The following is a 14,332-nucleotide window of genomic DNA, read 5'->3' as shown; positions in this document are numbered from 1 at the left end:
AACCCACAGCGGCCCGGGCAGGCATGGAGCAACTGCTCGCCGCCGTCGAGGGTAAGCTGGCCCCACCGAACAAAAAGCGCGCCTCCTCCATAGCTCAAATCCATTCCTTTGTGCCAGGCACAACGAACGTTGACGTTTGGAGGTGAGAGCTAAACCTGCCCGGTTCTGGTCGGAGGCTTTAGAAGCTCCCAGGCCTCGACTTGGAGCACAATTGAGAGTTTCTCGATGATCTTGAGGCTCGCGTAATATTTGCCCTTCTCGATCTGACTTAGATAGCTCCGGCTGACCTCCGCCTCATACGCAAGATCGTCCTGAGACAGCCCTTTTGCATGTCTCAATCGACGCAAATTAGTAGCCAGCACGTCCCGCAAATCCATGCGGGAAGCGAACCCAGTTGCTCAAAATATACACCTCGATATACTGAACAAAGTGGGAGTGCCCCGGCTCCGGACCACAGGGCATCCCTGCTACTCCGCTGAGAGCATCGGTATGACAGATATGGCTAGTCGTGGGGAGATCATGAAAGGGCGGGGGCTCATCAATCTGCTGCTCGCGGTCATCGCAGTGCTGCTTGCGGTCATCGCGGGTGTTCTGCCGCTCGGCCGGGACGCGATGCTAAGGGGCATGGAGGGCCTCTTACAGGTTGCCGTGGATATCGCCCTCTTTGGCCTGGTTATCGCCGTCTTCTGGGGGCTCTGGTCGCTTGCACGTTACCTAATCCGCGAAATTTTGAGGGCTTTCAGGGAAGCCAAACCTTGGGAAATAGGCGGGAGCGCGTTGATTATCGCAGGTCTCTTACTGTCGATCCTGATCCATGCAGTCGAGACCGGACAGCCGTTTTCGCAAGTCGTTCAGGAGCTCACAGGAGCCCCCGTAGGAGTTCCAGAAACTTCAGGTCAAAACGTACCTTCCGACTTCAATACGGAAGCTGACGCGCTTGCATGGCTCCAGAAGAATAGTCCTAAACCAGGTGCAGACGGCAAATTCCACGTCACAATCGGGGGGCAGCCTGCAACTTTTAGGTCGAGGCCCAAAATGGGCGGGACGCAATAAGAAACCAACCGTAGTGGCGGCCAAGTAATGATTTCGTCCCATAGCCGAACGGCTTTCCAGGCAGACAGGATGCTGCCCAAGGCCGCTTAAAGATCGTTTCTGATGCACTGTCCAAACAGCCCCTCTTCGGCTGCAAATTCAAAGCCGTAGTAGTCGATAAATAGGGCCGGTCCATGGCTATTGCAGGCAGGCTATGGTGCCGCAAGCTAGACGCCGCCGGCGACGACAAAAGCATGCGCAACGCTGAGCCGAAATCTGCTTACTCGTGGTAATGACGAGCGGGATAGGACCGCACCGTTCGGTCCCGTTTGAGCAGCCGGTGCAGCCTGGTAACCACCGGCCATTCCGTGTTTAAACGATTAGAAAAATCAATGACTTAACGCACTTGAACCGCGCTTCAAAATACCTACCTCCAACGCGACGTCACTTGCGATGGAATGCCAACACATTGGGTGCGCGGCAAATCGCGGGTGCGATTGGAGACTTCGATGAACTCAATTCTTGAAATGATGACGATGGCTGCGGTCGGGCAGCCCGCCATGGCAGGCTGAAATGGTCTACCACACTGGCCGCATTAAGCCTCCGAACAATACCACATCCACACACTTCCTGCCTGCTGCTATGGTGGCGGACCGCTACCACATCAGTCCGATGACCATATGGCGCTGGCTAAAAAGTGACCTTGGCTTTCCTAGGCCCCTATACATCGGAAGAAATCGCTATTGGCAGGAGAATGACCTAGTCGAATGGGAAGCCTCACGTAGGGCCGGCGCCATGCGCCCACAGCGGAGCCGCCAACAATGAAGGAAACCAAAGTAAACGCCCAACAAAACAACCAACGCGCAAGCTCCAGCGCGTCCGGCAAGCATGCAGCCGAAAGCAGTCCGGATATAATCATCCTTGACTGGAATGAGTGGGCAACCAAGGTCGTCCCTGCCCGCGAAAAGCTCATCGTTCCGATTATTCCTGAAAAGGGATTAGTAGAAATCTACGCCCCAAGAGGCGTCGGAAAGACGTTCCTAAGCCTTGGAATTGCGATAGCAGTCGCAACTGGGACTGACTTTCTCAGGTGGGCAGTCCCAAGGCCCCGCCGAGTGCTTTATGTTGACGGTGAGATGGCCTTCATCGACTTGCAGGAAAGGGCAAAATGGATGGTCGCGGGGTTGCGTGTTCCACCTCAAACAGGCTTCCTACGCCTTTATGCTGCCGACCTTCAGGCTCATGGGATACCCGATCTCGCCTCCGAAAAACCTGAAGGCCGTGACGGCATCGAAAAGGCCCTAAAATTGGGGGAGCCAGACCAAGTAGAGCTCCTGATTCTCGACAATCTGTCGACCCTCACGAATACGGGCTCCGAAAACTCAGACGAGGCCTGGGCGTTCATGCAGGAGTGGCTACTAAAGCTCCGTCGACAGGGAGTGTCCGTGGTCTTCGTCCATCATGCCGGCAAGGGTGGAAAGCAGCGGGGCACTTCCAAGCGCGAAGATGCTCTCGATACCGTTATAAAACTGAGTAACCCCGATGGCTACCAACCAACTGAGGGAGCGCGATTTGTAATCAGTTACGAAAAACAGCGCGGGTTTTTCGGTAAAGATGCCGAGCCGTCTGAGGCGAGATTCTTCGTTCAAGACGGCGTAGGCTCTTGGGAAACGAGACCGGCTGGCAAAAGGGCCGAAATTGAGCAAGTTGCGGATTTGATTGCGAGCGGAAATTCGTATCGCGAAATTCAGGCAAAAACAGGAATGTCCAAATCCAAAGTCGGACGCCTATCGGGAGAGGCCCGAAATCTTGACCGTTTGGTAGAAGCCGGAGACGCCGGGACGATCATTCATGACAGTACAACGTCCCACTAAAACGCCTATCCGTGCCTGTCTCCATCAATGTCCCAAACCCCCTTTTTTAAGGGGGTGGGACAGTGGGACAGCGAAGGAAAGGATGGACACCGTGGGAGAGCAAAGTTTAGAGCCCTTCGTCCTGGACACAATGGGGCCCCACCCCGAATGTTCGGGGCCCACGAAGGGCCTGGGGGAACCTCCCCGGGTACTTGTCCGCAGGGACGAGCGGCCCGTCGCCGATGTAAGCTCTGATTGCTCAGCCGCGACGCTCTTCAACAGGCAGTTCCATTTGAGCTTCAAATCCGAGAATTGATGCTCAACAAGAATAATGTCGTGTAATTTCAATGGGATATTGCCACGCCAAGGCACTTAGGTCACATGCGGGTAGCGGCCTGGGTAAAAACCAGGGGTAGCGCACAGGCGTGTCAATCAGTCTACCTGCTCCCCCTGCTGATCCGCCGCCCAGCCCTTACGAGTTGGCAGCGGCTGACGGGCCCCCCGCCAAGCGCCCGCTCTAATTGATTCGAGAGCACTCGCCTATCTCAATGTAACCCGCCCCCTCCTGCTGATCCTGACCCTCAGTATAGCTCCCCGAGTTCATCTTATCGTACCGGCCGGAAATAAAGTTAAAGGTGTAGTCCTCCCCCAACGCATGACAATAAGCGAAACCTTCAAATAGTATAGGCTGCGTTCCTGAGTCGAACGACTGGTTCTGAATTTTAGGTGCGCAATTTTCTGTAGGACCGCCAACAACGAACCTCACCGTAATAGCGTATTGCATAGCCGGATAAGTGTGGACGTTCAGTTGGGCGTCCCTGACCCGCTCCGCCGTTACGGTGACTACAGATTTACTGAGGCTGAAACTGTGTGGTTGCCAACGCTTCAGGTTACTGTCGTAGGTGACGCCGCCAGAGGCTTCCCCTATGCACAAGTAGCTTCCTGCGAATTGACCCGTCGACTCGTAGGGTCCAGGCGGGTTACCAGCTAACGCTTGCGACGACGCGCTAGCAAAAAGCAGCGCCAAAGCAAGCCCAACTTTCATTGCGGCGTCCCCCTCAAGATTACATGAAATCACGATTGTAGTACGGGGGCAACAGGCCGAGACAGCCCAAAACCATTCCTCTCAGAGATGATCTGCCGCCGGTAAACTGATAGGTGCTCTGGACCACGCCCCTGCCACGCGCCAGCCGTTGCGCTTTGCGATCTAGGCGGACTTTTTCAATATCCTCACATTATCTGCGGTAATCGCCTGGATGCGGTTTGCCCATTGCACCAAAGCATCCCGCTTTTCCTCTTGATAGTCGTAGCGGTTATAGATCGCGGCAACGCCGCTCACCTTGCCTGTCTTGTGGTTTAGGATTGCTTCGGTCACTTCCTGCTTGACGCCGAGCTTAGCGAGTTCGGTTGCACAAGTACGCCGCAAATCGTGCAGATGCCATTCGGGTAAAGCCGGCTCGCCGCAATGCTTGTCCAGGGCTTTCTTGCCATTGCTGAAGCCGCTGAACGGCGTTGTCGCGGTCGTTGTGAAGACGTATTCAGAAGGCTCTCCGTCCGCATCTACGATCTTCGGCAACGCCTCAATGATCACCTTTGCCAGTGGCGTGAGCGGCACAGCATGCGGTCGTGAGTTCTTGGTGCGTGACGCCTCAAGGGTAATCGTCTCGTCGGCAATTTCATTCCATTTCAATTCGGCGATTTCGTCGCGACGTTGACCTGTCAGCATCAATAACTGCACCATTGGTCCGAACGGATAGCCGCACTTCTCAGCAGCTTTCCAAACGGCCTTGATTTCGTCGTGCAACAGGACGCGGGAACGGCTTTCTGGTTTTGCCGGCGCGTCGGCAAGCTCGATGATGTTGTGACCGATGGCTCGCGCAATCGGCTTCCAGCGGAAGAATGCGGAGAGGACAGCGAAGGCATTGCGGCGAGCGCCGGGCGTCAACTTGTCCAAAAGCTTTTCAACATCACGGTAGTCGAGGGTCCTGATGTCGGTGACGTGGGTCCAGTGCGGCTTGATGTTGGTCGCGATGATGCGTTCATACTCGTCGGCAGTCGAGGCTTTGACCGCCCTGCCCTTGAAGCCAGTTGTCCGCGCTGCCTTGATGAAATCATCGAACCAAGCGGCAATGCCCGTCTTATTGACCTTCTGATGCCGAGGATCGTTGCCGCGCTTTGCGTCGTTGCGGACGCGTTCAGCGATGCCGCGCGCCTGGGTGACATTCAACGCTTGTGTCGGCGAAATAAGCGTTCCGATGCGGTGGTCGCCGCTGCCCACTTCGTCATAACGTCCGATAGTGACTTTGGACGCCTTCCCGTCGATCTTCGTTCGCACTGCCCAAGACAGCGCACCGCTGGGCTGCATGACCAGATACAGCCCGGCCTGGGTGCTGTCGGGTATCTCTTGCCGCTTGGTCATTGGCTTCAAATTGTTGATGAACGCGGCGGCTTTTTTGAACTGTCCAGGAATCGAAATAGGCATCGGTTTTCGCTCCGGGTAACCTCAGGGGTAAACTGGGGTACGTTATTGCATGTTATTGAGCGCTATGCAAACCGATGCTCATATGGAGTCAACAGATTGTTTTTAGCGTATTTTCTTGCCGCATGCGTTATGAGTCGTTACCCCTTGGGGTTCTCTGGCACAAAATTTGTAAACCGAAGGTCGGCGGTTCGATCCCGTCCGGGGGCACCAGTTTCCGCCCGACAATCCCCAGAAATCAAGGAACTCAAGGATTTCAACGCCCCCCGAAGGTATACCAAAGGGTACACCGAGGATGAAAATGGCACTGGAACATGTCCAGCCGCGCGGCAATCAGAGGTCTATGATTTGGCGCCTCCTGCAGGGCACCGGCTGCCGGCTCGGATGCGAGGAGACGCGAAGGACCGCAAAATCGAACCGGCTGTTGGCATGAAGCAAAGCGCCACTACGCGAAAAGCCCGTCACCGAATGTTAGACGGCCCTCATGAATGCCATAAGCGAGATAATGCAGAAGGGGATCGACGTGTGCGGCTGCGACATCCGCGTAATGCGCCTCATATTCCTTAGTGTCGAAGCCAGCAGAGGGGTCACGACCCTCTTTCCAGCCGTAATGGTCGTAATGCAACAGTGGATCGATCCCAGCCGCCTTCACGTCCGTGTAGGCATCCAAGTATCCGTTCACATCGAAGACGCTGTTTGGGTTCCGGCCTTCATGCCAACCATAGTGCTCGTAGTGTTGGAATGCGAACAAGAACGTGTCACCTCCTGCAACCAGGGCTGCCTTCGCAACGTCCGGGTTGGCTAGGAGGTAATACTCTGGATCAAAAGAGCCGTGCGTGAAAGATGAGGCATTTCCGACCGCTGCATAGGCTTGGCGGCCCTCGCTTTGGCCATATTTCAAAAAATGCGCGAGCGGGTCGATGCCGGCGGCCTTCACATCTGGATTGTGCTCGCGATAGAGTTCGTTATCGAACCCCGCCGAGGGGTCGCGTCCCTCTTTCCAGCCGTACAGGTCAAAGTGCTGCAGTGGATTGATTTTGGCGTTTGCCACGTCTGGGTTCGCTGCGAGATACCCGTTCGTGTTGAAGTAGGGATTTGGATTGCGACCTTCGTGCCAGCCATGGGCGTTGTAATGTGCTTCGGCGTCGACATGAGCCGACCACACATCCTTGCCTCTCTCGAAATAGAAAAGATCATCCACCAGATATGAGCCAGCGGTCTCATCCACCGTTCCGTCAGTGAATATGAATTTTTCGACGCCTGAGTAGAGATAGTAAGTACTGAAGCTTGGTGTGGCGAGCGTGTGGTCCGGGTTTGCGCCCGGGGTGCCCATTTGCGGAGTGATCACCGTCGCCAGCGCAAAGCCGGTGGACAGCGTATCCGTTCCACCGCCGCCCGAAATGATTGCGCCGGGCGCACTTCCGATGAACGTGTCGTCGCCGTCTTGCCCGTATAAGCTTGCGAACCGGCCGGCCAAGTTGAAAGTGTCATTCCCATCACCACCGACGGCAACTCCGCCGTTGACCACGAATGAATCAGCTCCGGCGTTGCCAAAGAGAATGTCGCGAGCACCGGAACTTTGAAGCGAGTTCGCTGAAGCGTCGCCTTCGTGGAGCGCGGTCGCCAATGTCGAGCCAACGCCCCAAATGGGCGAGAACACGACATAGAAGCTGCCGCCATATGGACCCGTCGTGGTGTCCGTCAATGGAAACTGGTGAATCCCTAGATTGTCCCACGCCCGTGTGGAACCGGATGTCAGCGATCCGCCAGTAAATTCGACCCAGTCAGCGCCATTTATCCCCCCATAGGTACTCGAATTGGTATTGAGACCGTAGAGCGGATCATTGGGCGGGGCGGTCTGCGTAGTGTCGTATCCAGTGGAGGTGCCGAAGCCTGTGACCGGATTTGCCCAGCCCGCAATTACGCCGGGGTTTGAATCGTCGTGAAAATGAGAATGCGGCGGGTGGGCGCCGTATCCGGGGTAATTGTTTAAACTCACAAGCTGTACGTCAAACCCCCAAAAATTGTAGGGGGTGTCATTCCTGATCATAGGATCAAGGAAGAATTTCAAGTCTGTGGTCGCCGTGATTTGATCAACCCGCAAAGCGATTGGAGCCGTATCTCGAAAGTCGAGCGTGACGGTGACCTGCGGCTTTAGGTTGAGATCAGTCGGTTCTCGCGCTATGCCGCTTACGTATGGTGATTGCGAGGTGATATTCCATCCACTGACGTCAACCATGGTGGTTCCCCATCAAAAGATTAGAACTCCCTAAAGTAGCCGAACTGTCACAATTGTCCAGAGCCAGTGAGTTTGCGTATTGGCGGCGAAGTTCTGGCGTTCCTGGAGAACGACCTTTCCTGTTGCCGAAAGTTCGATCTCACGGTCTGATGGTTTCTCAACGACGCCGTCCGGCACCACCCTTCGCTCTTCGAGCTTCGGGTGGCAAGTGTCCTCCGAAGCCTTGGCGAAGGAGGACGTGTGTAGGGTTGAACGTTCTCCGCTCTGGCGCGCGCCAGTTTCCTCCAGACATAAGCCACGCCGGCACGGCCGGCACGCAGGTCCTATTCTCATGATTTGCTCGGTGATCGAGGTGCAAGGCACGTCATTCGCCGGTGAGACAGCCGAAGTCCTAAATCGCGTCGTGTCGAAACGAACTCACGCGACGTTCTTTAAGTCTTTGTTACAATGCATATCGTTGTCTCAAAACCGGGACGATTTTTGAGCGACATACATTAGTTCAACTCTATCCAGCGTCGGCTGAGAAAGTTCCTTGCTGCAATCCGACGACCACTCTCCAATGAGGCCAAATTGCTTCATGGGCCCTTCGATGTCACTGCCAAACGCTGGAGCGGAAAACATGCCGATGAAATCCCAAGGTCGGTCCCAGCTAAACTTTGTCAGTCAGCACCAATGATGTTGCGACTGCTCATCCGGCTCACTCACACCCCGATCGCCGCCACCAGAATCCGGTTCTGCCGGCATACCGCCGCGCGCAGTTCCGCGATCTTGGCCTCGTCGCGCTTCACGAATTCGATGAACATCATGTTCATGTTGTTGAAGATCAGTTCGCCGAGCGCTGTCCCGTCTATGTCTCGGCGCAGCAGGCCGATCTCCTGCAGCCGGGCGATCAGCGCGCGGATCTGTTCGGTGAGCGAGCGGTCAAGCGCCGTGTAGGCCTGGCCGAACGGGCTGTCGGGCAGCTGCGTCGAGATCGCCATGGCCTGCCGCCACATCTCCTTGCTGAGATAGTGCAGCGAATGCTCGATATAGATGCCGATCAGCGTGTCCAGCGCATCGCCGACATTGGCCGGCGGCCTGGCGACGACACCGCGCCCGGCATTGAGCACCTCGTTGACCTCCAGCGAGACGATAGCGCCCAGGATGTCGCCCTTGTTCTCATAGTAATTGTAGATCGTGCCGATCGACACTTCCGCCTGCGCGGCGATCGCCTCGATCTTGGCGCCCTCATAGCCGGCCTCGCGGAAAAGCGCCGCCGCCGCCTCGATGATGCGCCTGTGCCGGTCTGCCTTTTGCCTTGCCCGCAATCCGCTCATAGCAGCCTCTTGCCATAAAAACAGAATTGACTCAATTTTAGAATTGGTTCAACTTTTTGCAAGAAGCCACAAAGGCAAGGGAGAACACTCGATGTCCGTCAAATTCGCATCCGGGAATCCGCTTTCCATCCTGAAGCGCCATCTGCACGCCGCCTGCGCCGCCACGGCCCTGCTGCTTGGCACGGGCAGCCTCGCCGAGGCCGCCGATCTCAACGCGCTGATCTGGTGCGACCATTCCGATCCGGCCCTGCTGCAGCCTTTCGAAGAGGCCAACAACATCAAGGTCAACGTCAAGGAATTTGAAGGCACCGGCGCCGGCCTCGCCATCGTCGAGCAGTCGCAGCCCGGCGACTGGGATGTGATGGTGATCGACTCGATCGACGTGCCGCGCGGCGTCGAAAAGGGCCTGTTCGAGCCACTGCCCGAGGACAAGCTGCCCTTCGCCGACCTCTTCCCGCAAGTGAAAATGGACGGCTCCACCGTGGTCGGCGGCAAGCGCTACGGCATCACCGAAAAGTTCGGCTACAACACGATCGGCTTCAACAAGACCAAGGTCGATCCGGCCGACATGCAGTCCCTGGCATCGCTGACCAGCGACAAATACAAGGGCAAGGTCGCCATCTACGACTATTACCTGCCGGTCATCGGCATGGCCGCGCTCGCCATCGGCAAGAAGACGGCCGAGCTGACCGAAGCGGACCTGCCCGCCCTCAAGGACGAGCTTCTCAAGATGAAGGCCAACGCCAAGCTGGTTGGCGAAGTGACCGCCAGCCAGACGGCGCTTGCCACCGGCGAGGTCGACATATTGGTCGGCGGCGGCGAATGGGTGACGGCGGGGCTGGCCAAGGAGAACCCGGCGCTGGACTTCTCCATTCCCAAGGAGGGTGCGGTGCTGTGGTCGCAGTCTCTGGCCATGTTCAAGGATTCCAAGAACAAGGACATGGCGCTGAAATTCATCCAGTACATTATGAGCCCGGAAGGCCAGGCGCGCCTTGCCACCTCATCCTGTTACTGGGGTATGCCGTCGAACACCAAGGCGGCGCTGACCGACGACCAGAAGAAGGTGCTGCGTTTCGACGAGCAGCCGGGCTTCCTCGCCCGCGCCCAGGCCTATCCGGCGCCGAACGCCGATCTCGACAAGAAGATGCAGGATATGTGGACCGAAATGCTGCAGGCGAAGTGATCGGTTGCCGCTCGTGAGTTCAAGCGGGAACAGCGGACGTGCCCTGCCCCGGGCGGGCCGTGCCCTGCCCCGGGCGGGCCGCGCCTTGCCCTGGGCGCTGGTGACACCGGCGCTCGGCTGGACGCTGTTGTTCTTTGTGCTGCCCTTCATCGCCATGGGGTTTTCGAGCCTCACGGCGCATGAAGGCGGCGGTTTCACGCTCTCCAACTACAGCCAGTTCTTCACCGACCCCTCCTATTGGCAGGCAATGGTGAACTCGCTGGAGGTGACGGCAATCGTCACCGTGGTTTCGGTGCTGCTCGCCTATCCCTTCGCCTGGATCCTCGCCGAACAGGTGCCGGAACGCTGGCAACGGCTGGCGCTGATGCTGGCCGTGCTGCCGTTCTGGACGTCCTATGTCGTGCGTTCCTATTCCTGGCTGCTGGTGCTGGCGCAGAACGGCGTCATCAACCGCGCACTCACCGGTTCCGGCCTGATCACCGAGCCGCTGCAGCTTGCCAACACGCGGCTGGCCACCGTCACCGGCTTCGTGCATTTCTTCGTCATGCTGCTGACGCTGACCATTTTCGCCAATCTCAAGCAGCTCAGCCCGAGCTACCGCAAGGCCGCCGCCGATCTCGGCGCCGGGCCGGTGCGCACCTTCCTGCATGTCATCCTGCCGCTGACCTTGCCGGGCATCATGGTCGGCGCTTTCCTCACCTTCGTGCTGTGCATTGGCGATTACATCACGCCGCAGATCCTGGGCGGCAACAACGAGCTTTTGATGCCGCAGCTGGTGATGATGCAGATCGGCCGGCGCGGCGATTTTCCGCTGGCCTCGGCGCTGTCGATCATCCTGATGGCGGTGGTCACCATCGCCTACCTCGCCTGCGCGCGCTGGCTGAAGATCGAGCGGGCCTGAAATGCGCCGGTTGGTCCGCGTCGCTTCCTGGGTCTACGCGCTTGCCGTCTATGGCTTCATCTTCCTGCCGGTGGTGGTGCTGGTGCTGTTCTCGCTGCAGGCGACCTCGTTTCCGATCCCGCCCTTCACCGGCCCGTCGCTGCGCTGGTACGAGGCCGTGCTCTCGGATGTCAGGCTGACCTCGGCGCTGGTCAATTCGCTGCTGGTGGCTTCGATCTCCTCGGCCGCCGCCGTCACGCTCGGCTTCCTCTGCGCCTGGGGGTTCGCGCGCTTCGTGCTGCCGGGCTCAGGCCTGCTGCGCGGGCTGATCACGCTGCCGCTGACGGTCAGCTATCTCATCATCGGCATGGGGCTTTTGGTGCTGTTCAATTGGGCCGGCATACCGAAATCACTGCTTGCCGCCGGCATCGGCCATGTCGTGATCAACCTGCCGCTGTGCTTTGCCATCATCTATAGCCAGATGGGCGATCACCAGATCAACATCGAGCGCGCGGCGCGCGATCTCGGCGCGCCGGAATGGAAGGTGCTGCTGCTCATCACCGTGCCGGTGATGGCGCCGGCCATCTTCGCCGGCTTCTTCCTGTCGATGACCTTCTCCTGGGACGAATTCGTGATCTCCTTCCTGCTGACCCGCTTCGACACCACGCTGCCGGTGGAGATCTGGAACCTATTGCGCTCCGGCCTCAACCCGAAAACCAACGCCGTCGGTTCGCTGGTCTTCGCCGTTTCCATCGTGCTGGTCGTGCTGTTCGAACTGACATTGCTGCGCCGGAGAAAGACATGACCGCGCCTCTGGTCGACATCCGCGCCGTCTCGCACCGTTTCGGGCAGTTGGCCGTGCTGAAGAACGTGTCGCTGCGGATCGAGCCCGGCAGCTACACCATCCTGCTTGGGCCATCGGGCTCGGGCAAGACGACGCTGTTGTCCATCCTGGGCGGCTTCGTCATGCCCAGCGAAGGCAAGGTGTTCATTCGCGGCGAGGATTGCACCGCGGTGCCACCGGCCAGGCGCCCGACGACGACCGTGTTCCAGGACTATGCGCTGTTCCCGCATATGAGCGTCGGCGGCAATGTCGGCTTCGGGCTGCGCATGCAGGGCGTCGACGGCACGACGCGGGCCACAAAGGCGCGCGAGGCGCTGGCGCTGGTTGGGCTGGCCTCCGCCTTCGACAAGAAGCCGCACCAGCTCTCCGGCGGGCAAAGGCAGCGCGTAGCGCTGGCGCGGGCGCTGGTCATCGAACCGGCGGTGCTGCTGCTCGACGAGCCGCTCGGCGCGCTTGATCTGAAACTGCGCCGGCAGATGCAGGACGAATTGAAGGCGATCCAGAAGCGCGTCGGCACCGCCTTCATCCATGTCACGCACGACCAGGAAGAAGCGATGGCACTGGCCGACCATTGCGTGGTGATGAATGACGGCCGCATCGAGGACGAAGGGCCGCCCGAGCGTGTCTATGCCAGGCCGGCGACACGTTTTTCGGCGACCTTCATGGGCGAAAGCACGATCCTTGCCGGCAAGGTCACGGAAGCCGGGGACAGGACAAGCACCGTCTCGACGCCGGCCGGCCCGGTTTTGGTGCGCAGCGCCTTGCCTGCGGGTACGGCCGTCGCATTGGCCATCCGGCCGGAGCATCTCATGCTCGGCGTGGCCGCCGGCACCGCAAGCCTCGGCATGGCGAAAGTGAGCGACGTCGTCTTCCAGGGCAGTTTCAAGCGCGTGCTTGCCGCCTCCGTCGAAGACCCCTCGCTGCAATTCATCGCCAAGCTGCCGGCGACCGCCACCGTCCAATCCGGCGACACGATTGCCGTTTCGTGCGATACCGACCAGATCATCGTTTTGGCGGACTGAAATGGGAGCTCTTCCGGTCATCGACGCACCAGACTGGTACGAGACCATCCGCATGGCCGACGGCGTCACGCTGATCCATGAGCCGTGGATCAAACCGTTCTTCCGCTGCAACATCTGGCATGTGCGCGGCCGCGACCGCGACCTTCTGTTCGACACCGGCCTCGGCCATTTCAGCCTGCGCACACATGTGCCGCTGGTAACGGAGCGCAAGCTGACCTGCGTCGCCAGCCATACGCATTTCGACCATATTGGCTGCCATCACGAATTTCCCGACCGCTGCGTGCACCGGGCCGAAGCAAAAGTCCTCGCCGATCCGCGCAACGAATGGACGGTGGCTGACCGCTATGCGACCGACGATATGTTCGATGGCATGCCGCAGGGCTGGGAGTCGTCCCGCTACCGGATCCTGCCTGCCCCCGCCGACCGTCTGCTCGAACATGGCGACATCGTCGATCTCGGCGACCGCGCCTTCGAGGTGATCCACACACCGGGCCATTCACCCGGAGGCATCGCGCTCTTCGAGAAGAAGACCGGCGTCCTGCTGTCCGGCGACATCATCTATGACGGCCCGCTGATCGACGACGTCTATCACTCGGATATTCCAGACTACATGGCGACGCTGTTCGCCATGCGCGAGCTCGACGTCTCGGTCGTACATGGCGGCCATTTCCCGAGCTTCGGCAAGGTGCGCTACCGCCAGCTGATCGACGAGTATCTGGCACAGAAACGCCAAGCCGGCTGCCATCTGCGGCAGCGGCCCTGAGAACAACTACGGCATCAATTCGAAATGCCGCGGAAATGCCCGATGCAGCAGGAGCAGCATGGTCTTGCGCAGCACATTGGTGTCGCGGCTCGAAGGGTTCAGATGGTCCCAGTACCATGCGCCGTGAACCAGATAATTCAGGCTCTCCGACAAGGTGTCGATGTCGACGCCGGTATAGCCGCCGCTGCGCGAAATCTCAATCAGCAGCTCGCGCGCTTCGGCGGTGTAGGCGAGATCGCTCGGCAGGCCGATTTCATTGTAGATCTGCATGCTCTTGCGGTCGCTGGAGAACACGACAAAGACCGACACCCATTTGGGATGCTGCCGGGCGAAACGCTGCGCACAATCGACGGCGCCCAACAGCCTTTCGACCGGCGACAGGCCGGGCGCCCGCACCAGGCTGATCCACAGCGCATCATACTGATCGCTGAGATACTGAAGCACGGCCCGGAACAGGTTTTCCTTGCTGCGGAAATGAAAGACGACCAGCGCGTTGGACGAGCCGACATGTTCGGCGATGCGCTGCATGGTGAGGCTCGCAAGGCCCTCCTCCGCGATGAGCTCGATGGTGGCGTCGATGATGCGCTGCACGCTGGCTTCGCCGCGCTCGCGCCGGCGGTCCTTGGGCGGCGCGGCATCGTTTGCCGCGCCCTTGGTCGTCGCGAGCTTGCGTTTCTCCGGCTTTGCGGTTGCCTTGCGTTGCGCCATTTTTCGAGGCCTT

12 protein-coding genes are annotated in these 14,332 nt (G+C 58.8%); 7 read left to right on the top strand and 5 right to left on the bottom strand.

What is annotated here, in order from left to right:
* Window positions 1–149 precede the first annotated feature (149 nt).
* Entirely contained in the window at window positions 150–377 is a 228-nt protein-coding gene (locus tag FJ546_RS27350; RefSeq protein WP_140892149.1) for a helix-turn-helix transcriptional regulator, read from the bottom strand.
* Between FJ546_RS27350 and FJ546_RS27345 the strand changes: the two genes are divergently transcribed.
* Both FJ546_RS27345 and FJ546_RS27335 read left to right on the top strand, forming a co-directional pair.
* On the top strand, window positions 376–1,053 hold the full coding sequence (locus tag FJ546_RS27345) for a hypothetical protein (protein ID WP_140892148.1): 678 nt from the start codon (window positions 376–378) through the stop codon (window positions 1,051–1,053). The two genes, FJ546_RS27350 and FJ546_RS27345, sit on opposite strands and share 2 nt — an antisense overlap.
* Before the next feature lie 800 nt (window positions 1,054–1,853).
* Entirely contained in the window at window positions 1,854–2,906 is a 1,053-nt protein-coding gene (locus FJ546_RS27335; protein ID WP_140892147.1) for an AAA family ATPase, read from the top strand.
* Between the two features lie 1,186 nt (window positions 2,907–4,092).
* Here the strand turns inward: FJ546_RS27335 and FJ546_RS27330 are convergent.
* The 3 genes from FJ546_RS27330 to FJ546_RS27320 form a co-directional block, all read right to left on the bottom strand.
* Window positions 4,093–5,367 (bottom strand): site-specific integrase, encoded by a 1,275-nt coding sequence (locus FJ546_RS27330; RefSeq protein ID WP_140892146.1) that lies wholly within the window; start codon window positions 5,365–5,367, stop codon window positions 4,093–4,095.
* Window positions 5,368–5,809: 442 nt separating this feature from the next.
* On the bottom strand, window positions 5,810–7,603 hold the full coding sequence (locus FJ546_RS31765; RefSeq protein WP_246686983.1) for a hypothetical protein: 1,794 nt from the start codon (window positions 7,601–7,603) through the stop codon (window positions 5,810–5,812).
* Between the two features lie 701 nt (window positions 7,604–8,304).
* On the bottom strand, window positions 8,305–8,919 hold the full coding sequence (locus FJ546_RS27320; protein WP_140892145.1) for a TetR/AcrR family transcriptional regulator: 615 nt from the start codon (window positions 8,917–8,919) through the stop codon (window positions 8,305–8,307).
* Window positions 8,920–9,010: 91 nt separating this feature from the next.
* Between FJ546_RS27320 and FJ546_RS27315 the strand changes: the two genes are divergently transcribed.
* From FJ546_RS27315 to FJ546_RS27295, 5 genes are read left to right on the top strand one after another with little or no spacing between them, the layout of a single operon-like run.
* Entirely contained in the window at window positions 9,011–10,102 is a 1,092-nt protein-coding gene (locus FJ546_RS27315) for a spermidine/putrescine ABC transporter substrate-binding protein (RefSeq protein WP_140892144.1), read from the top strand.
* A gap of 13 nt (window positions 10,103–10,115) precedes the next feature.
* A complete protein-coding gene (locus tag FJ546_RS27310; protein ID WP_140892143.1) occupies window positions 10,116–11,003 on the top strand; it encodes an ABC transporter permease in 888 nt (295 codons plus the stop codon).
* A 1-nt stretch (window position 11,004) separates the two neighbouring features.
* Entirely contained in the window at window positions 11,005–11,787 is a 783-nt protein-coding gene (locus FJ546_RS27305) for an ABC transporter permease (protein WP_140892142.1), read from the top strand.
* On the top strand, window positions 11,784–12,848 hold the full coding sequence (locus tag FJ546_RS27300) for an ABC transporter ATP-binding protein (protein WP_140892141.1): 1,065 nt from the start codon (window positions 11,784–11,786) through the stop codon (window positions 12,846–12,848). The genes FJ546_RS27305 and FJ546_RS27300 overlap by 4 nt, the downstream gene beginning before the upstream one ends.
* Before the next feature lies 1 nt (window position 12,849).
* Window positions 12,850–13,611, top strand: a complete 762-nt coding sequence (locus tag FJ546_RS27295; RefSeq protein ID WP_140892140.1) for an MBL fold metallo-hydrolase — start codon at window positions 12,850–12,852, stop codon at window positions 13,609–13,611.
* Window positions 13,612–13,617: 6 nt separating this feature from the next.
* Here FJ546_RS27295 and FJ546_RS27290 read toward each other — a convergent pair whose 3' ends face one another.
* Window positions 13,618–14,319, bottom strand: a complete 702-nt coding sequence (locus FJ546_RS27290; RefSeq protein WP_140892139.1) for a TetR/AcrR family transcriptional regulator — start codon at window positions 14,317–14,319, stop codon at window positions 13,618–13,620.
* Window positions 14,320–14,332 lie beyond the last annotated feature (13 nt).

The sequence above is a fragment of the Mesorhizobium sp. B2-4-19 genome (assembly GCF_006441315.1).
In the GTDB taxonomy this organism is placed as follows: Bacteria; Pseudomonadota; Alphaproteobacteria; order Rhizobiales; family Rhizobiaceae; genus Mesorhizobium.
This window is presented reverse-complemented; position numbering and strand designations above follow the sequence as displayed.

Bases quoted from the DNA above. Each gene is read 5' to 3' on its own strand.
- FJ546_RS27350 (WP_140892149.1), bottom strand. From the start codon at position 377: ATGGATTTGCGGGACGTGCTGGCTACTAATTTGCGTCGATTGAGACAT.
- FJ546_RS27315 (WP_140892144.1), top strand. From the start codon at position 9,011: ATGTCCGTCAAATTCGCATCCGGGAATCCGCTTTCCATCCTGAAGCGC.
- FJ546_RS27330 (WP_140892146.1), bottom strand. From the start codon at position 5,367: ATGCCTATTTCGATTCCTGGACAGTTCAAAAAAGCCGCCGCGTTCATC.
- FJ546_RS31765 (WP_246686983.1), bottom strand. From the start codon at position 7,603: ATGGTTGACGTCAGTGGATGGAATATCACCTCGCAATCACCATACGTA.
- FJ546_RS27295 (WP_140892140.1), top strand. From the start codon at position 12,850: ATGGGAGCTCTTCCGGTCATCGACGCACCAGACTGGTACGAGACCATC.
- FJ546_RS27300 (WP_140892141.1), top strand. From the start codon at position 11,784: ATGACCGCGCCTCTGGTCGACATCCGCGCCGTCTCGCACCGTTTCGGG.
- FJ546_RS27290 (WP_140892139.1), bottom strand. From the start codon at position 14,319: ATGGCGCAACGCAAGGCAACCGCAAAGCCGGAGAAACGCAAGCTCGCG.
- FJ546_RS27320 (WP_140892145.1), bottom strand. From the start codon at position 8,919: ATGAGCGGATTGCGGGCAAGGCAAAAGGCAGACCGGCACAGGCGCATC.
- FJ546_RS27305 (WP_140892142.1), top strand. From the start codon at position 11,005: ATGCGCCGGTTGGTCCGCGTCGCTTCCTGGGTCTACGCGCTTGCCGTC.
- FJ546_RS27335 (WP_140892147.1), top strand. From the start codon at position 1,854: ATGAAGGAAACCAAAGTAAACGCCCAACAAAACAACCAACGCGCAAGC.
- FJ546_RS27345 (WP_140892148.1), top strand. From the start codon at position 376: ATGCGGGAAGCGAACCCAGTTGCTCAAAATATACACCTCGATATACTG.